We start from the raw sequence: 22,386 nt of genomic DNA, 5'->3' as shown, positions 1-22,386 counted from the left end.
GTTTTCATGCCTTTGACTCCATTTTTTCGATCTTTTCTTCAAAATATTTGAGGGCGAATTGATGGGCGCCAAAAATCTAACGGCAACCGATACGATGAGAATGCGGCGGATGATGTCGTTAACATCAGTTTACTGGTCTGTGAATGCCTACAATACATCGCTATTGATAGTATAAGTGACCATGATCGATAGCAGCAACAGAAAAAACCAAGGTTGCAGATAGAAAAAAGGTCGCAATAAATAATTTAGGAACCCGGTTAATCCGGGTAAAGGGAGCAAACTGGAGGGTGTCCTGAATTTTGTGTAAACGGAGTTTATTAAAGGGTTTGGCATTCGATCATCGGTTTGAATAGTAAACCGATTCAAAGCGGTTTTCCGGTCATGTAAAGGCATGGTCCATTTTTTATTGATGTTCATCAGTGCCAGATAGAACGGCTTTGACAGCGCCTCATCGCTGGGAAACGAGCCTCGATTCTTGGTAAGCGCTCAACCATTCCACATCGTCAGACCGTCGCCGTTATGATTTAATCGGCTGAGGCAAAAGGCAACAGTTCGTTGATGCGGCTATTGGGCCAAGTGGGGTTTGAATGACGGCGGCGCGTTGACCGGCGCGCTCCGATCCAGCGAACAACCCGTTCTTTTTACCCAAGGCAATCGGTCGAATGCTATTTTCGACGGAGTTATTATCGATCGGCAAATCACCGGTTTCGGCATAACGCATCAGCGCCGCCCAGCATTTCAAGCTGTAATCGATGGCTTTGGCCGTGGTGCTATTGGGCGCGGTGCGCAGACGCGTTTGTTGCAGCCAGTCGTATAAGGACGCCAGTATAGGCAGACTTTTCTCTGCCCGTAGACGTTGACGCTCGTCGACTGTCATCTGGTGGCCTTCGATTTCGATGGTATAGAGCAGCGCGATGCGGTTCAAGGCTTCTTGCGCGATCGGACTTTGACTGGTCTGGAACAGGTCAAAGAATTTCCGGCGCGCGTGCGGCCAACACGCGAGTTCGATACAGGGTTCGAGCAGACGTTGGGTTTCGGGATGCGCACGGGCAGCCGCAAACAAGGCTTTGTAACCACCATAGTCGTCGACCACGAGATGGCCTTGCCAGTCTTGTAGAAACGCTTGCGTAGGCGGCCACTGCGACCGGCTTGATAGTCGAAGACAATTGAGTTTGGGCCAGATTGCAAATCATTGCTGCGGTAAGCCCCACAGATAGGCTTTCTTGGACTTGCCGTTGCCGGGATCGAGTGCGGCGCCGGGGTTTCATCGGCATGCAAGCTATCGCGCTGCAATAGATGCCAAGTCAGGCGGTCGACCAAGGGTTGTAAGGCGACGCCGAGTCATCCGACCCAATCAGCTAGTGTGGAACGAGACAGATTCACGCCGTCCCGAGCTGCGATTTGTTCCAGTCGATACAGCCGCAGATGATCGAGGAATTTGTTGATCATCACCGAAGTCAGCAAACCCACCGCGGGCGTGTCGATCAAGCCAGGCATCGAAACAACTCTGCCACCCAATTCGCCGATACAGAGGCGGGCAACTCCAAGCGTTGACCTTAGGCATGGGTAAATACCATGACGCCTGCCGCAGACGGCTCAACCCGCACCGGTATCAAGGCAGCCGGAGGACTCGGGTAATTTGCGATAGTCGCTCAGTCGCGCCGCAAAAAATGTACGAACATTGATTGGCTGCTCAGCACAATACTCGGCTTGCGACAAGCCACTGCGTTGCCACGCTTCAATATGCTCACGCCATTTCCGATGTGGCGGCCATAATTTCTCCTGTTCAAGAAATCACAGGATGCCGCAGGCGGAATATTGTTTACACGTGGGAAGGCTGGCCGCTTACATTGCTTCAGCAGGCCATTTCCGTCGATCAGGTCTTCGGGTTTTTGATAACCTGACATAAGCTATCGATTAGGTCGGTAGGAATGGGTTTTGATACGGTCATTTTGACTCTTTACTAAGGTACGGCAGTTTCCTGCCTAATGACCGTTTACACAAAAATTTTACGCCCCCCACCAGGATTGCACTTCGGAGTTGAATCCGCCAAACGTCAACAGAACCTAGACTGCATTTTATGTCCACTTCTGCTGTTGTCAGATCGTCGTTAAGCTGGCCTCATATCCTCAAGGGAACTCCCGCATTATTCTTTTCCCAAGTTCAGAGAAGACTTGAGTTGAAGCATTTGGCGTAAAATGAACATTGTCCGCTGTTATTAGTGTTCCGTCGACTATGAAATTACACGTTTCATAATCATCTGGAATACGGCAAAGCTGTTCTTGAATATCGTAATATGCAACGCCGGCAGCAACCGCAACATTTTTCATCTGGTCTCTCGCCTGCGTCATCGAATTTATCAGTCCCTTAGAAGCGGCAATATTTATTTCACTTTCATTCTTTGGCAGCGGGACTGTTTTTCTTAAAATATCAGGCAACCTTTCTTTGAAAATAAACGGGAGACCTATAACTAAAACTTTTTTGTTGTTTTTAGAAAAAAAGTCTAGTGTAGATTTAAAGTTTTCTAAATCAGGGCCTAAACTGATTATAATCGTCAACTCAATATCGCTTTCTAAGATATGTTTAAATATATAATCATTCGATTGCCGACAGTAGCCTTCCCCCCAATTAATACCCGGACGGCAATTAGAAGGTGTCAATTGAAGTATATTATACCGATCTGCGGGTAAATTTTTATGCAGACCATGCCATGAAAAATCAGCAACTGAATCGCCAAAAACAAGAATATTGATTTTATTTTTTTCCGGATAAACACATTTTTCCTTTGAAAAATTATCAAAATTGGTAAAACTGCATGCGGCATCTCTAACGTTTCTATATTTTAAAGATTCACTGGTCTTATTTGAGATATCATCAACCCCTTCAGGGTGACGCCAAGGCCAGCCTGAATTTTCCCAGGCCCCTGCAGCGGGAATAACCACTATAATTGAAATTACTGCAAATGATAAAAAGAATTTAAATGTGTTACCTTTCGAACTGAAGCGCCGGATAGGCGATTCAATAAATCGATAAATTAAAGTAGCAAGCAAAACAGAGAAAAAAAATATTAAAAGCTTATCTTTTATATCAAGGTCCCCGTAATTTTGATATTTAAAGAATACAATAATCGGCCAATGAACAAGGTATAACGAGTAGCTTATTAATCCTAAATAAATGACAAACTTCAAACGAAATAAAAATGAAAAAATGTTCGACCTATTTGCAGACCAAATGATTAAAGCCGTACCAATACATGGAATAAGAGCATTATACGATGGAAACCGAATCTGGCTTGTAAAAGTAAAGGCAGAATAAAATATCAGTCCTAAGCCAAAAAAAACCACTAAATCGGCATAAATCTTTGAACTAGGTCTTAGATACATTAAGAAAAATACAGCAGCCCCTATCGCAAATTCGTATATTCTAAAAGGTATTAAAAAGAATTGAGTTGCTGTATTAATCGATGTTTCAAATAAAATATTTAACATCAAACTACAAAGGCCAATACCAAGTATAACTATATATGGCTTAATATTTAATTTAACAACAGCAAAGGCTATCAATATAACCCAAAAAATATAAAACTGAGCTTCGACACTTAACGACCACGTATGCAGGGCCGGTTTTAAAGTCGCTGCAACATCGAAGTAGCCCGATTGACTCCAAAAATAAAAGTTTGAAATCCCGAACATTGAAGACACAACAGAGCCGCCAAATTTCTGAAGATCCTGAGCACTCATAAGAAAGAATGCAATCAAAAAACTTAGAAACAAAGTTGTTATAAGAGCAGGGTAAAGTCTTTTAAATCGCCGAACAAAGAACTCTTTAAACTCTACAGTACCTTTTAATTTTATCTCCTCCAATATAATGGTTGTCATTAAGTATCCACTAATTACAAAGAAGACATCTACTCCAATAAATCCGCCGGAAACGGCAGATACATCAAGGTGGAACAAAATGACTAAAATAACGGCTATAGCGCGCAATCCATCCAGCTCTCTATAATAGTTTTTGCCACTTTCCATTAATAAACTTGGTTTGATGTTGTGTACCATTAGATTTTTCCAGTTGGCCTCATAATAATTTCGTTACTTAAATAGAAGGAAGAGTCAGATATCCATCGCTTAAATCAAGCGTTACGAAGGAGTATACAGGATGCGTACGTTGGCAGAATGGTGTACTTTGCCCCCCGCCGGGTGTTTTGACGCAGTGTAGCGTTAGCGTAGTCAAAATGCACAACCATCCGATGATCCAAGCATACGGGAGCATGGCGCGCAGCAACGCGAAATTGTGCGTCTGACGGGCGGGGGATGAAAGCGGATCGCTTTGAATGCATAATTGCCAAATCATTTTTCGCTTTAGCGAAAAACCCTGGCCCGTTGATATGGGAACGAGGTGGAAGTCCATTAGCCGTTGCCAGTATATCTAACCTCAATCGCCATTGCATCTATCAGTGGCTGGGACAATACGACAAATTGGCGCTGCCCGTGCTTTGATTATTCGACCCTCAAACCCCGCAACGTTAAGAACTCTGGATCACCACAATTTGAAAATATAAGAATCTTCAGATAACGCATCTTCACTGGTTTAGCAAATTTAATATCGCGCCACTCTTGTGATGCATTCGATGTACAAGCATTGTCAGTAGCTGCTACTGACGTCCATGATTCACCATCACTGCTAACTTCAACGCCTATGGCTTTTGGTGCGCGGCCAACGTTTCCGTCTTGGGGTAGCAATCCTATAGTACCAAATGATCGGGGCTCATGAAAGTCAATTAACAGCGTCTGCGGGTACTTTGGGTTGCGCTCAGCGTGCCACCCAGGTTGTCTGTGGAAAAACAGACCTTGAGGACCAAGGCTTTCCATTTGGGATGATGCTTTAACGTCTGGCAACACCACTCGTTCAATTACTGGATTTATTGGTTTTGAAGTGATAGCTGAGTTATTAATTATGAACGGATTTTCTATGCTTTTAATTGGTACATCACCATTAGTAATTCCTAGCGCCACTTTGGCACTATCCGCGACAATGTTATTTGCACAATTTTGATCAAAAGAACAGTCAACTATCTCGACTGATTTACCTACCGGGTGGTTTTCTTTTTCTCTCAGTAGGGCGTTAATCATCCATGGGATTGTGACAGGATTACCTGCGCTGGATAACATAGCATTCTCGTTATTAATTTTCCCGTTCATCCTAATATTTTCCGTATTATCGAGCAATTCTTTTACAAAAGCAGGTCTGCTTTCTGAAGGACGAACAACCAATAAATACCTATGGCCCAGATACCCCTTGCCCTCCAACCACTCGCCTAATATTGACCGCATATTTTGAATTTCGATTTCAGAGACGACTACTTCTAAAAAAGATAGTTTATTTTGTATTGCAGCGATAGGAATCATGCAAACAATCAAAGTAAAAACAGGCGCCAAACTACTAATTTTTGGGAAGAGATTTTTTGCAACTAAAAATATTAAGCCAACAAATGTCGCGCAAAAAAACAAATACCACGGTATCAGATGCCTAGTCGAAAGAGAGTCCATTCGGCTAAATAACCATGGTGAAATTGAAGCAAGAAGAATAACGCAGCCAATAATGAAAATGAGTCCACTGAAAGCAATGGCAGATAATAAATTCATGTTCTTATTTTTATATGCGCACCAAGTAGTGTTTGCAGTAAAAAGCCCAAGCAGAACCACAGGCAAACCTTCTGGCGTATGAAAATTTAATGGTGGCATCGCATAAAAATATTTTGCCGATTCTAGTATGCGCTCCCAGATTATGCCCGGACTCAACTGCACCGCCACTTGATACGGCCCCAAATCGGGATTATATCCTGTTAGCTTGAACAAAATGACGGCTGTAATTTTTACAAAAAGATAATAGAAAACTGCAGCGGAGAAATAAAATAAAAGTGTCAAACAGAGAGACTTAATCTTCTTTGACCAGGACTTATTCTGGTCAAAACCAAATGCTATCCAAGCTAACGGAACAACCAAAAATGCCCATGCTGGATACATTAAACAACTCGACACAAACAGAAAAAAGGGCGCCCAAAGTTTTGTTATTTTAAAGTCCTGGGTAGTTAAGTCTTTGTCGGACCACTTTCTTAGGAGACTGAATGATGCGGCCGCCAAAATAACAGAAATCAGTACCATTAAGGCTGGCATGCCCTGAAGGTACATGAAAGAATATCCTGGAGCCATCAAGAAAGCCGAAGCAGCCAATATTCCCATAGCTAAGCCGCCAACTATGGGGGCCAACACCGCGCCAAGATAAACCGCAGTAATAAGCACAGTAGACAGAACAAGCGGACGCAGGTAGATAAAATCCGAAATCTTCGCTACCGCTGTATGCTCCACACACTCTGTCATCCATACCAACGGCCTTCCTGTCTGGACATAAAACTTCCAAGTCGTTTCCACGCAAGCTTTTGCGCGTTCGTAGGGAGTCTGTTCCAGAGTTGAATATCTAAAAGCTCTCCACTGATCTTGTGTTACATAGTCGAATTGTAATGTCGGAAGGTAGGCCATCACCAACAATAAAAGCGTTGTAAGGATCAAACCTTTTGAAAGAACCGTTTCTGTATTCCAATATTTTCGTACTTCAGTAAAGCAAGCGGGTGTTCTCATTAGTGTCTCTAATCTCGACTTACAATTTTTTCACAACCATTACAAGGCTAACGCCAAAAGGCAGGTTAATGCAGCGGATCACCCACGCCTCAACGTACATGATGACTTTAAAAATAGTGTTAATAAATGAAGGCGGTAAATCGTTATAGGACTTTTTGGTCTTGGCGGGAAAAAACATTCGCAAAGCCGTAGTTAATGCCACGAACAAAATCTTTACTGGATACAAGATAGCGTTGTAAAAACTGAGCTTTTCAATCGTCAGTTTTGAGTTGACTGTATCCAATAACGCGTTTTTGGAATATCGCCTAAAATGGTGTACCACTTCATCCATTTCAGACCATAAATGCATGTGTGCCGGCACTGTAATAAATGCCAATCCACCTGGTTTTAAATGGTCGGCAACCCACTGCATCGCAGCATGATCATCCTCGATATGCTCCAGCACATCCGCCAAGAGCATTACATCGAACTTATGATCAACAGGCTCAGGGGATTGCCATCTAATTGGAGTTGCTTCCGGTTCGGTTTCAGATATGTATGCCAAGCAATCACTATCAGTTTCCAACGCATAAACGGTGCCATATTCTGACAATAAAGAAATATTCGCGCCAAAACCGCTGCCCACGTCGGCAACTAGGTAATCGCGACGATCGCCAACTAGGTATTTATCCATCATGTAGCGTAATAACCTTTCGCGCCCAAGCCACCACCAATGTTGACCTTGAACGTCGCGCATTAATTCATATTCGTTTGCTTGCATATTGCTTACCTAACCGGTCATTGCGTGGTTTTGTTTTTGGCGCATTTTTTACCGCCAAGCCAAAAAAACCGTTCCAACCAGAATTGGGAATAATAGGCGGCACCCCAGCGTAGTATCTGTAATTTTCTTTCGCCTCCAATACGGGCTGGTTCTGCCGCAGGAATTTCGCCAATTCTCATGTTCATTTTAGCAGCACGAACGGACATCAACGGCTCCCAACTTATTTTTGTTCCAAATAGCCGTTCGGGTATTGTATAAGCCTTTTCATTTAGCAAATCCAGTTCATCAATCAACGATGTACGATAGGCCCGTAAGATGACCATGACATCCGTATAATGCGCCCCGTAAAGGAGATTTACAGTTTTTGTGAAGAGCCAGTTACCAAAAGCAGTAATTATGTCGTCATCCTCGCTGCCCGCGCCGGGTAGGTACCGGGAGCCGATGACCATATCAAAACCTTTTTTCATCTCTTCGATTAGTAGTGGAATGGCCGAAACAAGTGAATTACCGTCTGGGCTGAAAGTTAAAATAACGTCCCCTTTAACCAACGGCATAACTTCGAAATATCCATAGCGGATGCCTTTTTGCCTTTGTACATGAACTTCGTAACCATTTTCACGCGCCCACTCAATGGTTCCATCCGTTGATCCCCCATCCACTACAATTATTTGTTCACACCATGACTTGTCTATCTGGGGCATGATAGCTTTCATGCCATCGATCTCATTTAACGTCATTACCAGGAGGGTTGTTTTCATTATTGATCCTTTGTTTTCTTGAATATTGTTGTGGCGAATTTTATGCTAACCAAAAATGTCACGGCAGCAGATACAATAAGAATGCTCCTGACTATTTCGTTGACATCAGATTGCTGGGTAGTAAAGGTTTGAAGTGTATCGCCGATGTAGGCAATTGCAATTGCTGGGGGTAGCAAGAAAATAAAAGTTTCCCAGAGGAAATTCCAATTCGATAGCGAAGTAAGGCCAAGCAAATAATTTAAAGGACCGGCAGGGATAATAGGGTTAATGCGTGCGAATGCAACAAATTTCCAACCACCTTGATCGAACTCGCGTTGTACCGTGCTCACCCATTTATTATCAAATTTTTCCGAGAGCGGCTGACCAATTAACAATCTGGCCGCAATAAATGCAATCCAGCCACCGGTAGTCATTCCTATGGTGGCGTAAACGCCTCCAAGAAAACCACCCCAAAAAAATCCAGCGGCAAGATTTAACGGTAGGGACGGCACAGAAGCAATGACTGATATTGCATAAACCAGGATGAATAATATGATTGCGCGTACAGGGTGGTAATTACCGTATTGCTCAATTATAGCCGGGCTGAGGGAACCGGCGTGGTAATGGTCCCAAGCCCAAAATACAAAAGCAATAAACCCCAAAAGCAGGATGATTCGTTTGGGGCCAATATAGCGGCGAATCCCGCGTTTTTTCTGTATAGATTTTAGTATTAAAGACATGCAATCAAGCCTAATTCATTGAATGCCGAAAAAGTTCGGCAATAGATATGCAATATTCGGTCGCCGCTAAAATCCAGCTTGATTAACATCAGTGAAATAATCTCATTAAAAATATGTTCCTGCGATCCTCGGTCCTCGGTCCTCGGTCCTCGAGTCAGGTGACCGGCTAACGACCAATAAAGAAGAGATCACCGAAGTGCTAAAAGGTATAAATCTCACGCCTCCCAGACACCTTAGCCGCACAAGCCCCAAAAATACAAGTGCATTTTATCACGGGAGCATCCCGCTGTCTTATCAGGCTTAGCATGTCAGGGCAAACGCTTAAATGAACTCAGTTTTTACAATAGCATTAAAAACCAATTGCTTACAAACATTATCATCTCAGGGTAATCATAGCCCCACAAAAGCCCATTTGTATCGTATTGGTTTTAAATAGTTAAAACTTCAGCTTGATTGCCCTGTACCGTATGATCTACTGTAACGTGTCGGTTCCGAATTAGAGGTAAAAAGTGATTCATGGTCTTTCATACGCTCGATCTTCACCAACACCGTTCTATTTTTAGCCAACGCGTAGCCCTCTCAAGGTCAAAAGCGGCGTATCGCCACAGCTCGAAAAAATCACGATTTTCATGTATTGAGTTGTAATCGGTTTTGCAAGATCAATCTTGACCCATCCGTCAGGTTTATTAGGCACACACGCATCATCGGAGCCTCCGACCTCTGTCCATGTTTTCCCATCACTGCTGGCTTCGATCCGCAACGACTTCGGAGCACGGGCAGGGAGGCCATCCTGTTGCAGCAAGCCTATAAATTTGACTTTTTGTGGCGTCATAAAATCGACCATCAGGGACTCAGGATATGTTGGAGGCGTAGCCGAATGCCATCCAGGTTGCACCGCTTCAAAGAGTCCTTGTGGACCATAATCTTGTAATTGGGAGCTGGCAGTGACTATAAAAGCTTTGGTTGCTTCTATGTTATTAACAGATTGTTCTGAACTGTCACAACCTGCAAAAATCGCTGCAGCCGTAGAAATCAAGGCAATAGTACAAAATTTAGTTGTTTGCATAAAACTGTCCTTTTCTTAGTTGATTTATTTAAAGTGAAATTGCTCAATCACAGCCCAATATTCAAAAATATCACTTGGGAAGGGTTTTTCTTGCTCGAAAGCTATCGCCATCGCCTCATAATTTTCAAACGCATGCTGATAAGTTGTATCCCAGTGACTAACGTATTCTCTTAAGCTATCTAGCCAATCAGCCTGCGTTATATCAAGCTGTGTGCAGCAGGCTGATATTTTTGAATTATCCGAGGTGCCAAGAGAAACTGTTGCTCTGCCGCAGCGAAGCGCGGCCATAACTCGCATCAAGGATAGCCATTTCCAATCTTTACGTTGAGGGATGTTGAGGACAATCTTCGCTGACCGACTAAGATTATCTCTTACTCGTCGAGACACGAAGGTTCCAGGGCAAGTTACCGACATTTGCCCCTCCAGTTGTCCCAGCAAATCGGCCCGATAGCTGGTAACAACACCAGCAAAAACCATATCTGCAGTTAAATTATTGTCTTGAATAAGAGCATTTGTGGACAATGGCTGAAATTTTGGAAACGGTAACGTCCGCACAGCTACTCCTGGGAGCATCTCATTGATATTCAGGAGTTCAGGCAGATCACCAAGGACAAAAAAACATTGAATGAACTGTACGCAATCCATGAGGTTCTTTATTCGAGCCACTTGAGTAGCTGGGTGCATGTAATCATTGTCGTTCCATAAAGGGTCGCCATGAATATAAATCTGTTCCCCTATGAAGTCAAGGTGTTCTGTCATGATGACTCCCACTCGTTTTCCCGAAGTGCGGCAAAAATTTATGAGTATTTCGCTCGTGGACTCCGAAAAATTCTCGATGACGACATTTAATGCATCAATGCGTGGTTGATTACCCACTGAAACCTGATAGCCGTTTTGCCGCATAATCATTAGAAAATATTCAATCTGATCGGTAACGCCATGAAAAGGATGATTGTAAATCCAGAGGTGAACAGTAGAATTTGCCTGTAAGTTGGAGGTCATGCGTTGTGTCTCGTAATTGCAGCTTTAATATCCGCAACGGATTGCTGAGTATAAATTCGACTATACCCTCCGGCGAGAAATCGGTCATATTCAAAGGCTCCTTCGCTTTGTGGTATCGCATAAAAGCAATCTAAGAAACGGATAATATTGAATCCGTGAATCCCTTCCTCTATTAGTTCGGCAGATGCGTTATTTTGATTTTGTTTTCTGCCTTCCTCTTGAGTCTGAACATCATGCTCGGCAATTTGGCGCAGCACCTCTTTAACCGAGTTTCCAACAAAACAGATACTGTAGTCACCGTTATCAGCCTTTTCTTTCAAAAATTCACCTTGGTGCTGCGGAATTGCGTAGTACTTGTCAAAATAACGAATCACGTTAAACCCGGAGGCATCCTGTTTGACCAGCTGGACATCAAGCTGTAGTTCTGATCTAACCCATTTGTCTAATGGCTTGCCTCGCTTTCTAGTCACTTTTAAAATTCTGGCCGCAACCCGATGAAGCCTGGGGAATGGACTTAATAACCTTGAAGTCCAATCTATGACCATGCGAAACCGACTTTCAATACATGCGTCTCCTGAGCGGGACATATAGCGCCCCTCCAACTCCTTGATACTTTTTGCATAGGTAAGTCTCGGACCATTCTTATAGTATTCCGCCAAAGCCGACCAATTATGACGTCTCACCACAGAACTGCCGATGGTGTGTATGAAAGCGCCTCCTAACTCTGTAACCCGGCCATTGCCAGAAAAAATCCTTGTGACAGGCTGCTGAACACTTTCAAAGATTCTTGCCCAATCATTCTGATCGACAGTGCAGTGCTCAAGCCCCGCGATTGCTGCGGATGACTTCGGCTTTGAGCGTGACTCTCTGCCGGCATGTTCCGTAAACAGTGTCTGGACTGTCGCCCAGAATTCATTGCTGAAAGAACTGCCGGAAAATTGGCTGCGCGCATCAGCCAAAGCATTTTGCCGCAACTCATCAAAAACATCTGGCTCTACTAATAGCTCAGTGATACGTTGTGTAAGCTGACGCACCAGAGAGTCATCAAGCGCCCGATTACGATGATAATTGTCAATCAAGACACCTGTTGCCGGATTTTTCATACAATTTGTTGAAAACACGCCTTCAAGAACAATACCGTTATGATCGTTCTTCACATAAAGCGATGTTCCGACCGTGTCGAAAATAACCGGCACCGTCCCTAAAGCCATTGCTTGCATGGTCGATACTGAATGTAATGAAGCGCTTGGAAGAAGGAAAAAATGCGCATCCGTCATCAAAGCATTCAATTCCTGATTGGTCAGATAATCTTGAATCCAGATAACACTATTACATTCTTCCCTATGAAGAAAAGCAACATCCACTCCGTGCTTACTTAGCAATTCATCGCTGGGGCGGGCGCAACGCAAATAAAGTTTACCCTGGCGACCTGATGCCATCAATTTCTGCCAGAATCGCAACACTACATGTCCGCCGCAATGAAAAAAGTTCACAGGATTCTGGTTGGCCGAATTTACAAACAAAAAGCGGGGGGTAGATACCAGCCCTCTTTTTTCTGGTATCTCTTTTGGTAGCGATTGACCGCCCAGCCCGATTCTTGATGGGTGTAGTTTTGCATCGATGGCGGGGGAATTAAAAAAATGACTTATATCCTGAAGCGTTTCTGGAACGTGCGAAAATATTCCCAGGCAAAGTGGATCACCCAAGATGCGTCGGTAATGGCTGCGAAGCTTTTCATGCGACAGCATCTTCCCTTTACCTTGGTGGGAAAAAGGAAAAAAAATGGGGGCAAAGGACTCACAATGAAACACAAATGGCCGTGTCAGGCTCGGGAAGGGGGCAGTATGATGGAATTCGATATCTCCCGGCAACAAGCTAGTTAGCGCTATATTGGGAGGGAAATATCCTTCTATGTATTTCGCAGCAAGACTAGAGCTGATCTTACTTCTGAGCATTTTATGTTGCACTGAAACGGCCTTGAGCAATTTTACTCTTAGCTCATTGTCGCCATGCAGTACCTGCGACAACTCGATATTATCCCAGGCATTAATTGTTATATTTTCCGGGCGGTGATCAAATAGAGCCCGATATAACGGATGAAAACCATTTAGGGGAATGTAGTGGCTCAAACTCCATGGAACTGCAACAGATAAATTTTTGTATTTAGTCATTTTAAACTTTCCCGTTATTTTTCTTGCGTCCTAACCACTGCCGCCATCTGGGGCGCTCCAATACAACAAAACGCTCGTCACTGCGACGCGCGGCTTCTTCCAAGCTACTCTCAAGACGAGACGCCAACGATGTCAGTTTCTCATCAATCGCTGTTCCCAGTTTCGACAAGCCAGCTTCAAAAGCTCGACGACCCAGCAGTCTATCCACCGCTACGCATGCGCCATCAACGGTGGCTGCTTGCAGCAGACTTCCGTTTGCCAGCCAGTCTTCCACAACGTCAGCGTTGGCGAAGTCAAGCGATCCGACAGTCATTTCTACTGCCCATACCCGACCGGCGTAGGCGATCAGATTGTAGCCATGATAGTCTTCCTGTAGTAGCCGAGTCCCGCCGTCGGATTCAGGTGCGATCAAGGATAGCCGCTGCGCTATTGTTGACAAGCCAGCTTCAAAAGCTCGACGATCCAGCAGTCTATCCACCGCTGCGCATGCGCCATCAACGGTGGCTGCTTGCAGCAGACTTCCGTTTGCCAGCCAGTCTTCCACAACATCAGCGTTGGCGAAGTCAAGCGACCCGGCAGTCATTTCTACTGCCCATACCCGACCGGCGTAGGCGATCAGATTGTAGCCATGATAGTCTTCCTGTAGTAGCCGAGTCCCGCCGTCAAATTCAGGTGCGATCAAGGATAGCCGCTGCGCTATAGACTCTTGTCTTTGTTCCAGACGGGTTTCCATTGTTGACAAGCCAGCTTCAAAAGCTCGACGATCCAGCAGTCTATCCACCGCTACGCATGCGCCATCAACGGTGGCTGCTTGTAGCAGACTTCCGTTTGCCAGCCAGTCTTCCACAACGTCAGCGTTGGCGAAGTCAAGCGACCCGGCAGTCATTTCTACTGCCCATACCCGACCGGCGTAGGCGATCAGATTGTAGCCATGATAGTCTTCCTGTAGTAGCCGAGTCCCGCCGTCAGATTCAGGTGCGATCAAGGATAGCCGCTGCGCTATTGTTGACAAGCCAGCTTCAAAAGCTCGACGATCCAGCTGTCTATCCACCGCTGCGCATGCGCCATCAACGGTGGCCGCTTGCAGCAGATTTCCGTTTGCCAGCCAGTCTTCCACAACGTCAGCGTTGGCGAAGTCAAGCGACCCGGCAGTCATTTCTACTGCCCATACCCGACCGGCGTAGGCGATCAGATTGTAGCCATGATAGTCTTCCTGTAGTAGCCGAGTCCCGCCGTCGGATTCAGGTGCGATCAAGGATAGCCGCTGCGCTATAGACTCTTGTCTTTGCTCCAGACGGGTTTCCATTGTTGACAAGCCAGCTTCAAAAGCTCGACGATCCAGCAGTCTATCCACCGCTGCGCATGCGCCATCAACGGTGGCCGCTTGCAGCAGACTTCCGTTTGTCAGCCAGTCTTCAGCGTTGGCGAAGTCAAGCGATCCGGCAGTCATTTCTACTGCCCATACCCGACCGGCGTAGGCGATCAGATTGTAGCCATAATAGTCTTCCTGTAATAGCCGAGTCCCGCCGTCAGATTCAGGTGCGATCAAGGATAGCCGCTGCGCTATAGACTCTTGTCTTTGTTCCAGGCGGGTTTCCATTGTGTTCAAGCGCTCGTCATTGCGATACGCCGCTTCTTCCAAGCCGTTCTCAAGACGAGAAGTCAAAGAGATCAATCTTCCATCAAACGTTGTTCCCAATTTAGATAGGCCAGCTTCAAAAGCTCGACGATCCAGCAGTCTATCCACCGCTGCGCATGCGCCATCAACGGTGACGGCTTGCAGCAGGCTTCCGTTTGCCAGCCAGTCTTCCACAACGTCAGCGTTGGCGAAGTCAAGCGACCCGGCAGTCATTTCTACTGCCCATACCCGACCGGCGTAGGCGATCAGATTGTAGCCATGATAGTCTTCCTGTAGTAGCCGAGTCCCGCCGTCAGATTCAGGTGCGATCAAGGATAGCCGCTGCGCTATAGACTCTTGTCTTTGTTCCAGGCGGGCTTCCATTGTGTTCAAGCGCTCGTCATTGCGGTACGCCGCTTCTTCCAAGCCGTTCTCAAGACGAGAAGTCAAAGAGATCAATCTTTCATCAAACGTTGTTCCCAATTTAGATAGGCCAGCTTCAAAAGCTCGACGATCCAGCAGTCTATCCACCGCTGCGCATGCGCCATCAACGGTAGCCGCTCGCAGCAAACTTCCGTTTGCCAGCCAGTCTTGCACAACGTCAGCGTTGGCGAAGTCGAGTGGTCCTGCGGTCACTTCTATTGCCCATACCCGGCCGGCGTAAGCGATCAGATTGTAGCCAAAATAACCCTCCTGCAGTAAGTGAGGAGTGTTAACGCCTATCCAATATTGATCAACAGCTTGGATTGGCACCAATCCTTTTATGCTCTGAGCCAGTTTGTCGAGTGCGTGTCGACGAACAGAAAGATCAATGTTGCCTATCAGAAGGGTGGCTTTGATTTCACTCAAAGAGGGAGCTGATGGAATTATTGCCAACACATCAGCAGGTAATGCTTCAAGCGCAACATGGCCGGCAGAAATGGGAATAGCAAAGAAGCGTTTTAAATAGCGAACTAAATTACACCCTAGAAAATCGCTTTCAATGGTGATGGGCATATTTTCATAATCAGCTTTAGAAAACCGAATATTCCGTTTTCGGCGAGCCATCCTGTCCATGGGCAAACCGACAGATCCATCCGATGGATAACCCAACTTTGTCAGTATATCCTCATTCTTATTGAGAAAGTCACTAACAATATGATCTGGAAGATGCTTTTTATAGCCCCCAAGTTGGCCCGACCTGAACGTAGCAGAATCAGGGTTAAATAAGTGAGAAGCAATGTTACTCGAATCGCCGGGCGCCTGCAATTTTAGCTGAATGGACCAAATAAGCCGCAATTGATCTATATCATTGCCGCCGCCTGCAGCGCCGATCAATTCTTCAAATGAAAGTGAAATAACGTTAGGGAAATCCAGCCACGGTAGGAAGCCACCAATCCGTTCACGTAGCGAACCGACAAGCCAGTTATCATCGAGCAGTCGGGCAATACGCTCATCAAAACCAATCCCATCAAGCCAGCCTGCAAATGCTGTTTTGCCATCTTTATGATAGTAATGCGCTTCGGACACAAGAATATCAAGAGGATGCCGGTAGATAAATAAGGCTGGCGAATACATAAAACTGTGGTGGCGGTTTCCGAAAGGTGATCGCCTTACTGTGTCGACAAAAAAATCGCGGGCCACTGTATGCGAGTTAGTGTATTCAACACAGTACCAAGTCTGCCCCTCAGGAAACTCAGGAACCTCGATACCTTCGTAATAGCCCAGCGCCTTGGCCAATTCGTAAATCAGATGTGTCCCCGCTTTTGGGATTGATACCAGGAACAGTGGTTTTTGACTGAAATGCCAATCAGTTATCGGAGCGACGACAATTACATTATCCAGATCGACACAAGACAACAATTGCTTGCTGAGTTCTTCGCCTTTTTGTTCCGTAATAATGAATAATCTCGTCTTTTTCAGTTGCGTTTTTTTAGAACTAACTGTAGGCATAACGTCGCTGCGCCGGATAGTAATTCCTTGCTGGGAAGCAGCGGCAGCAAGTTCATTTGCCAACTCATTATCACCGATTAGGCTGACGCTAAAGGCTTCGTCACCCCAAAGAGGCTGGAGAACTTTTAAGAAGGCTTCCGAGGTTGGGGCCTCAAAATAAAGTTTTTGCATCAAATCGAATTCTTTTTCAAAGTGAATAAAATGTCTTCCATATTTTTAGCCACAAGCACGCCCGACATAGCTTCAACATTCTGTTTATGAAAGTCTATAGGCCCTAAACACTGTGGTACGGCATAGTACTTGCCAGAGTAATTGATGATGTTCATAGCATCAATGCTCTCTAATAGCACGGGCTCAATGGCCTTATGCGAAAGCAAATCGGGGGCAGGAGATACTCCCTCGTCTCGTTGCTCCATGTCATCATAGCTGATCGCCTGAAACATAGTATTCTTCCATGCAGATAACGCCGAAGAATCGCAAAAAAGCGGAGCAAGATCAATAGCCATCATCTCGATTCGCTGCGGGTTGTCCGGGATGTTCGTTGCTTCAGCAATGTCGAACCAGTGACCCAAAGACCGGTTGATTGCATCGCAAGCAGATTCAGCGGCATCCCATACCTCCATCACCAGATCATCCTCTGTACAAGATGAGCGTTCGATCTGAGTATGGGTTCGCCAATCGTATCGTTTGAATGCAAACCGACTCAAATCAAGATTTGATTTGTTGAACGCGAACCCGAATAAATCTTCATCATCGTATTCACGAATGATCTCGTGATTACTGATAGCGCTTGCAAGCTGCTTCTGGAAAGGCGTGTAGGCGGCTTCATCCAAGGTGCCGATTGATCCATATCCCCATTCTTGCGAAAAAACATCCAGCCCGTAATCTCGCATCATATCGAGATGGGTGTTGGTAAGCCAAAGCTTCCACCCGTTTACAACCCCATGTCCATAACGAAGATTATGCTTATGCGCACCGGTAAGGTTGACATGATCGAGTTTGTGCCAAATTTCAACAGCCTGCTGCCGATCAATACTGACACCCATTGCATCAGCAACCTTGAGAACCGTGTCTACAGGATTTTGAATCAAATCCTCCCAGCGCATCGTTACATATTGATCCGAGCAACGAGAAAACTCTTCCAGATAGGCCTTAAACGGACTTAGCAAGGCTTCAAAAAAATTCAGGTCGGAAAGCTTGTAGAGCGCAAATTTCTGCCGAAGAAGATCGTTATCTTGTTCCGGCGGAACAAACTTTTGTATATATTCGCTCGCCAGCGCATTAAGTGAAAAACAGGCCGAAGCTAGCGTACCCGCAGGATGCCGTATAGATGCAAATCGCTGATGTTCCGCATAGCCAGGATGTGCCGCCCACCGGCTTGGAGCAACGTGAGAATGTGTGATTTCGTAATAATCCAGAACCTGTCGCGGGTGCGAAGTAAGCAGGGTAAAGTCCCCCTTTCCTTTGACCCCAATGTATTTACGAAAACAGGCGGTATCACTGCGGCCCTCTTTCAACCACTTCGGCCCTCCAACCATTTGCCTGAAGTTATAGTTGTAAAGGAGTTCATTTGAAATGCCTCGACGCAGGAACACCTGCTCGATATGCTCCGATATCTGCATTCCTGCTGTATCACAGAATACCTTCAGCGCATGGCGATTAGGCCGTACAATATTAGCGCAGTTTGAAATCTCAGCAATTACGCTGATCAGCAGGGTGAAGCCGGTACGTGGATAACCGACAACAAGTGCGGCGCCTGAGTTCATATCGAACAGCTCCGAGTGATATTTAGGTCGATTACCTCATGCACAACACCAAGGTCGACAAAGCCGACAACGCTAGGCGTGTCGGAAAATTTGATGCGAGCGACTGAACGCCGAACATCAAGAAACATGTCGGTTCCATCGACAAGCTGGTTGCAGCCGATATTCAGAAAATACTCGCCCCCCACTAGCCGGGATGTAAACATGAATTTGACCGCATAACAACGCCCTGCTTCAGCATTGATTAGCGGTGCCTGCATCATGATCATGTTCGTCCCAAAAACATAGGTTCCATCAATCGTGACAAGCGCAAAGCCAACCGATGTGTTTGTAAGGTCGTCATTGTACCTGAGCTTGATGATGAGCTCCGTTTCTGCGTGAGCCGAAATTTCGTGGGGATTAATTATCCCAGCAGAAATCAAGTCGAAGTCAATTATCGTAGCCGCCCCACTGCCTAAACGCACCTCATGTGAATTGTAATTCGGCTTCTCCGACACCTTGTCACGGGTATCATTGGATAGTGCACCGATTAACGAGGTAGAAATTTCGGCTTTATTTTTCTTGTCCTCAAATACAAGTTCAGAAGATTTTTCAACAGCATCCGGCGACCCGAATAATAGATTCTGATAATGATTGACCGCACTAGCGATGGGACCTATATGGCTTAACTTTCCTGAATCGAAAACAATGCCTCGGTGACATATTCGCAACAAGGTATCCGTGCTATGTGAAACGACTATAATGGTTTTACCCTGCTCCATAAATTCCCGGATACGCTGAAAACAGCGATGTTGGAACTTTGAATCGCCAACACTGAGCGCCTCGTCAACAACCAGTATTTCCGGGTCGACATGAATAGCCGCGGCAAATGCCACACGCACAAACATGCCGGAAGAATAGGTCTTTACAGGCTGATCAAAAAAATCACCAATATCGGCAAATGCTTCAATAGCAGGAAGTCTGCGCAACATCTCCTGTCGCGAGATTCCCATGATGGAGCCGTTCAGGATAACGTTTTCCCTTCCGGTAAACTCAGGGTTAAAACCGGCGCCTAATTCCAGCAATGCAGAGATGCGTCCACTGACTTCAACCACTCCTTCGGTGGGCTGCATAACAGAGCAGATAATCTGTAGAAGAGTCGATTTACCAGACCCATTCTTGCCAAGAATTCCAATAATCTCGCCTCGGTAAACGTCGAAAGAAACGTCTTGCAGCGCCCAGAATTCACGATGGTATTTCTTTCGGAATGGATGCAAAGCTTCGGCAAGACGCTCTTTAGCCGAGTTGAAAAGCCTGAATTTCTTTGAGACTCGGCGAACAGAAATGGCAATCTCTTTATTCATAGTTTCTTGGCTATATAACATCGGCGAACTCAGGCTTTAATCGGCGAAACACATAGATACCCACAAAAAGAACAATCAGGGTAATGCTCCAAAAACAAGCCGTTTCTTGTAAACTTGGCCATACAGCTGTTTTATAAATCATCAAGCCACGATAGCCTTCAACAATATAGAAGATAGGATTGAAAGACAACAGGCTGCGATACTCTGGCGGGACAATCTCCTGCGACCATACAATAGGCGTTACCCAGAACCATAAGTTGAGCATTATAGTGAGCGCTTGGGCTATATCTCGGTAGAAAACCTGTAGTGCTGATAGTAACCAGCCCAAACCAAGTACCAGCGTAATCGTGCATAGCAAATAATAGACAACGAATAGACGCTCGACTAAAAAAGGAACGTTGAAGAAAACCAACATCCCAACCAAAGTCAGCATGAAAATCAAATGCGGAAAGAGACTGGAGATAACGTGTACCAACGGCAGGACTTCGGTTGGAAAAATAGTTTTCTTAACCAGATGCGCATTGCCGGTAATAGCGTTTGTAATCGCTAACAGTGTGTCATTGAAGAGGAACCAAGGGATCAAACCACACACGAACCAGAGAATAAATGGGGTGCTACCTGGCCCTTGCGCTCGAAAGCCAACTGCAAAAACAAAATAGAAAACAGAAACTATCGCAAGAGGATGAACAAATGCCCAAATAAGCCCGCCTAACGTACCTACATATCTGCTTTGTAAATCTCTAACAGCTAACGCAAGAATCATGTCACGATGATGAAGCACTTGGCGAAAAAACTGAACAAAAGTCAGCGTTGTTTGCGTTGAAGTAATCATGGTATTACCGGCATTGCTTGTTTCATGCGTTTCTTTAATAAAATGGCCAGAGTACTGGGATTCTCAATCTGATTATTTTTTATGAGGTTATCAATTTCAGCAGGACAGAAAAAACATTTTCATCATGTCCTTTAATAGCATCCCCGCCCCCTCGGATCAAGAGTATGTCTGAATATTCGGATTAATACGACATTGTTTTCGTCGACAGGAGGTACTACACCCCCCGATAGAGCTCCCCACAAAGCAGAAATCACTATTTTCGGTCGTCAATCCGTTCGTGCTGAGCCTGTCGAAGCATGATCGGCTTGACGCGGTAGGTCGAAATTTTTCCGCCCACCCTTCGACAAGCTCAGGGCGAACGGAAAAATTTCATCCGATCCATGTCGGGAAGTTATTACTAACCATATCCTTAGATACCGCTCTCAAATACTGCTCTACTTGATGTCCATTTTTGTTAATAATGTGGTCTGCGAATACGAAGAAAACTGTGTTCTCAAAAACAACACTTCGTGGAGGGTGGCGATTTCCGGGTCGGTACTGATTTCATGTTGAACCAGTTAGGCGCTGAGTCTGTCGATTGATTGACAAGTTCGGGTTAAATTGTCGAAGATGGTGCATAGGTTGCTATCTATTTCAATAGATAGTATCAAAACGCGCCACTTTCATCAACGACCAAGAACCCAAATGTAAATGAACGGGTGGACGCCGGAGCGATTAAATCAATGACATACAGGTTTTTGATGTTTTCTCTAAGGTATGGCTTATGAGCCACGTTGAGACCGCTAGTGCCAGCCTCAACATGGACGAACTCAAAAACGTAGTCCGTGTCATTAACTTCCGTGCAATCAAACGTTGCCGTATTGAGTGTTCTTGATCATAGTGTAGCCTTTGATCAACTCTGCTATACCCGCATCCAGCGACATTGAGGTCTTGTAGCCTGTTGCTTCAATTTTTGCGTTCGACACAATGTAGTTACGTTGATCGGGGTCTTTACCTACGGGTGCATCAAGGAAGACAAAGTCAGGAATTTGTTTCTGGATGGTTTCGCACAGTTCTTTCTTCGATACGTTGGCTTCGGAAAGACCGACGTTGTATATCTCGCCTTTCATTTTGTCAAAGTTGACGATTGCGTGTTGGAAAGCGCGTGAGACGTCACGGACATGCACGTAATTGCGCTTGAAGTAGCCTTCAAACAGGACGACGAATCGATCGTTAACGGCGCGGTAGGTGAAGTCATTTACGAGTAGATCAATCCGCATCCGTGGCGACATGCCAAACACGGTGGCAAGGCGGAAGCTGATTGCGTTTTCGCGTTGCATCAGTTCTTTTTCGATGCCTACTTTTTCTATCGCGTATTGGGAGATAGGACGTAGCGGGGATTCTTCTGTGCAGAAGTTGTTTTCGTCGCCGGTGCCGTAAGCACTGTTGGTGGTCGGCATCAGCACGATTTGCTCTTTGGACAGCAGCTTAATCATCAGCGTGATTGCGTCGTGGTTAATCGTTGTTGCGCCAACGGGATCGAGGTTACACAATGGAGCACCAACTAATGCCGCCAGTGGAATAACGATGTCGGCTTTTTTGAGTAACGGCGCCATAACCTTCTCAAGACGAATGTCGCCCTTGACGACAGAAAAGTTTGGGTTGTTGCAAACGTGATTAAGGCTGGTCTGCTTGAACATGAAGTTGTCCAACACTGTCACTTTGTGGCCGGCGTTAAGCAGATCCGGAACCATGGTAGAACCGAGGTAGCCGGCGCCGCCGGTGACGAGAATATTGTAGCTCATTGT

14 protein-coding genes and 2 pseudogenes are annotated in these 22,386 nt (G+C 45.5%); all 16 read right to left on the bottom strand.

Going from position 1 to position 22,386, the window contains the following annotated elements:
• Positions 1-327: 327 nt before the first annotated feature.
• Positions 328-483 (bottom strand): annotated as a pseudogene (locus tag B0F88_RS19535) (IS256 family transposase); the annotation flags it as partial.
• A 34-nt stretch (positions 484-517) separates the two neighbouring features.
• A pseudogene (tnpC, locus tag B0F88_RS10280) lies at positions 518-1,449 on the bottom strand (IS66 family transposase).
• A gap of 147 nt (positions 1,450-1,596) precedes the next feature.
• The gene (locus B0F88_RS19995) at positions 1,597-1,719 is read right to left on the bottom strand and encodes a hypothetical protein (RefSeq protein WP_445641280.1); all 123 of its coding nucleotides are present in this window, start codon (positions 1,717-1,719) and stop codon (positions 1,597-1,599) included.
• Positions 1,720-2,129: 410 nt separating this feature from the next.
• A complete protein-coding gene (locus B0F88_RS10270) occupies positions 2,130-4,055 on the bottom strand; it encodes an acyltransferase family protein (protein WP_104423847.1) in 1,926 nt (641 codons plus the stop codon).
• A 441-nt stretch (positions 4,056-4,496) separates the two neighbouring features.
• Entirely contained in the window at positions 4,497-6,635 is a 2,139-nt protein-coding gene (locus B0F88_RS10260; RefSeq protein ID WP_104423845.1) for a discoidin domain-containing protein, read from the bottom strand.
• A gap of 19 nt (positions 6,636-6,654) precedes the next feature.
• On the bottom strand, positions 6,655-7,395 hold the full coding sequence (locus B0F88_RS10255; RefSeq protein ID WP_104423844.1) for a class I SAM-dependent methyltransferase: 741 nt from the start codon (positions 7,393-7,395) through the stop codon (positions 6,655-6,657).
• A 17-nt stretch (positions 7,396-7,412) separates the two neighbouring features.
• Entirely contained in the window at positions 7,413-8,153 is a 741-nt protein-coding gene (locus B0F88_RS10250) for a glycosyltransferase family 2 protein (protein WP_104423843.1), read from the bottom strand.
• Positions 8,153-8,872 (bottom strand): TVP38/TMEM64 family protein, encoded by a 720-nt coding sequence (locus B0F88_RS10245; RefSeq protein WP_104423842.1) that lies wholly within the window; start codon positions 8,870-8,872, stop codon positions 8,153-8,155. Before B0F88_RS10245 ends, B0F88_RS10250 begins: the two co-directional genes overlap by 1 nt.
• Positions 8,873-9,431: 559 nt before the next feature.
• Complete coding sequence (locus tag B0F88_RS10240) at positions 9,432-9,938, bottom strand: discoidin domain-containing protein (RefSeq protein ID WP_104423841.1); 507 nt, start codon at positions 9,936-9,938, stop codon at positions 9,432-9,434.
• A 24-nt stretch (positions 9,939-9,962) separates the two neighbouring features.
• The gene (locus B0F88_RS10235) at positions 9,963-10,940 is read right to left on the bottom strand and encodes a hypothetical protein (RefSeq protein WP_104423840.1); all 978 of its coding nucleotides are present in this window, start codon (positions 10,938-10,940) and stop codon (positions 9,963-9,965) included.
• Complete coding sequence (locus B0F88_RS10230) at positions 10,937-13,111, bottom strand: hypothetical protein (RefSeq protein WP_104423839.1); 2,175 nt, start codon at positions 13,109-13,111, stop codon at positions 10,937-10,939. Before B0F88_RS10230 ends, B0F88_RS10235 begins: the two co-directional genes overlap by 4 nt.
• A 1-nt stretch (position 13,112) precedes the next feature.
• Positions 13,113-16,832, bottom strand: a complete 3,720-nt coding sequence (locus B0F88_RS10225) for a hypothetical protein (protein WP_104423838.1) — start codon at positions 16,830-16,832, stop codon at positions 13,113-13,115.
• Entirely contained in the window at positions 16,832-18,427 is a 1,596-nt protein-coding gene (locus tag B0F88_RS10220; protein WP_104423837.1) for a hypothetical protein, read from the bottom strand. Before B0F88_RS10220 ends, B0F88_RS10225 begins: the two co-directional genes overlap by 1 nt.
• Positions 18,424-19,767, bottom strand: coding sequence for an ABC transporter ATP-binding protein (locus B0F88_RS10215; RefSeq protein WP_181049877.1), 1,344 nt, complete (start codon positions 19,765-19,767; stop codon positions 18,424-18,426). Before B0F88_RS10215 ends, B0F88_RS10220 begins: the two co-directional genes overlap by 4 nt.
• A gap of 10 nt (positions 19,768-19,777) precedes the next feature.
• Entirely contained in the window at positions 19,778-20,599 is an 822-nt protein-coding gene (locus tag B0F88_RS10210) for an ABC transporter permease (RefSeq protein WP_104423835.1), read from the bottom strand.
• An 845-nt stretch (positions 20,600-21,444) separates the two neighbouring features.
• Entirely contained in the window at positions 21,445-22,383 is a 939-nt protein-coding gene (locus B0F88_RS10205) for an NAD-dependent epimerase/dehydratase family protein (RefSeq protein WP_104423834.1), read from the bottom strand.
• Between the last annotated feature and the right edge of the window lie 3 nt (positions 22,384-22,386).

Origin of the sequence: Methylobacter tundripaludum, assembly GCF_002934365.1 — a bacterium.
GTDB lineage: Bacteria > Pseudomonadota > Gammaproteobacteria > Methylococcales > Methylomonadaceae > Methylobacter_A > Methylobacter_A tundripaludum_A.
The sequence above is the reverse complement of the archived record's forward strand: the minus strand, read 5'-3'. Positions and strand labels throughout refer to the sequence as shown.

What these genes read in the sequence shown, in the direction of transcription:
- B0F88_RS10270 (WP_104423847.1), bottom strand. Translation starts at nt 4,055, where the DNA reads ATGGTACACAACATCAAACCAAGTTTATTAATGGAAAGTGGCAAAAAC.
- B0F88_RS10260 (WP_104423845.1), bottom strand. Translation starts at nt 6,635, where the DNA reads ATGAGAACACCCGCTTGCTTTACTGAAGTACGAAAATATTGGAATACA.
- B0F88_RS10255 (WP_104423844.1), bottom strand. Translation starts at nt 7,395, where the DNA reads ATGCAAGCAAACGAATATGAATTAATGCGCGACGTTCAAGGTCAACAT.
- B0F88_RS10250 (WP_104423843.1), bottom strand. Translation starts at nt 8,153, where the DNA reads ATGAAAACAACCCTCCTGGTAATGACGTTAAATGAGATCGATGGCATG.
- B0F88_RS10245 (WP_104423842.1), bottom strand. Translation starts at nt 8,872, where the DNA reads ATGTCTTTAATACTAAAATCTATACAGAAAAAACGCGGGATTCGCCGC.
- B0F88_RS10240 (WP_104423841.1), bottom strand. Translation starts at nt 9,938, where the DNA reads ATGCAAACAACTAAATTTTGTACTATTGCCTTGATTTCTACGGCTGCA.
- B0F88_RS10235 (WP_104423840.1), bottom strand. Translation starts at nt 10,940, where the DNA reads ATGACCTCCAACTTACAGGCAAATTCTACTGTTCACCTCTGGATTTAC.
- B0F88_RS10230 (WP_104423839.1), bottom strand. Translation starts at nt 13,111, where the DNA reads ATGACTAAATACAAAAATTTATCTGTTGCAGTTCCATGGAGTTTGAGC.
- B0F88_RS10225 (WP_104423838.1), bottom strand. Translation starts at nt 16,832, where the DNA reads ATGCAAAAACTTTATTTTGAGGCCCCAACCTCGGAAGCCTTCTTAAAA.
- B0F88_RS10220 (WP_104423837.1), bottom strand. Translation starts at nt 18,427, where the DNA reads ATGAACTCAGGCGCCGCACTTGTTGTCGGTTATCCACGTACCGGCTTC.
- B0F88_RS10215 (WP_181049877.1), bottom strand. Translation starts at nt 19,767, where the DNA reads ATGAATAAAGAGATTGCCATTTCTGTTCGCCGAGTCTCAAAGAAATTC.
- B0F88_RS10210 (WP_104423835.1), bottom strand. Translation starts at nt 20,599, where the DNA reads ATGATTACTTCAACGCAAACAACGCTGACTTTTGTTCAGTTTTTTCGC.
- B0F88_RS10205 (WP_104423834.1), bottom strand. Translation starts at nt 22,383, where the DNA reads ATGAGCTACAATATTCTCGTCACCGGCGGCGCCGGCTACCTCGGTTCT.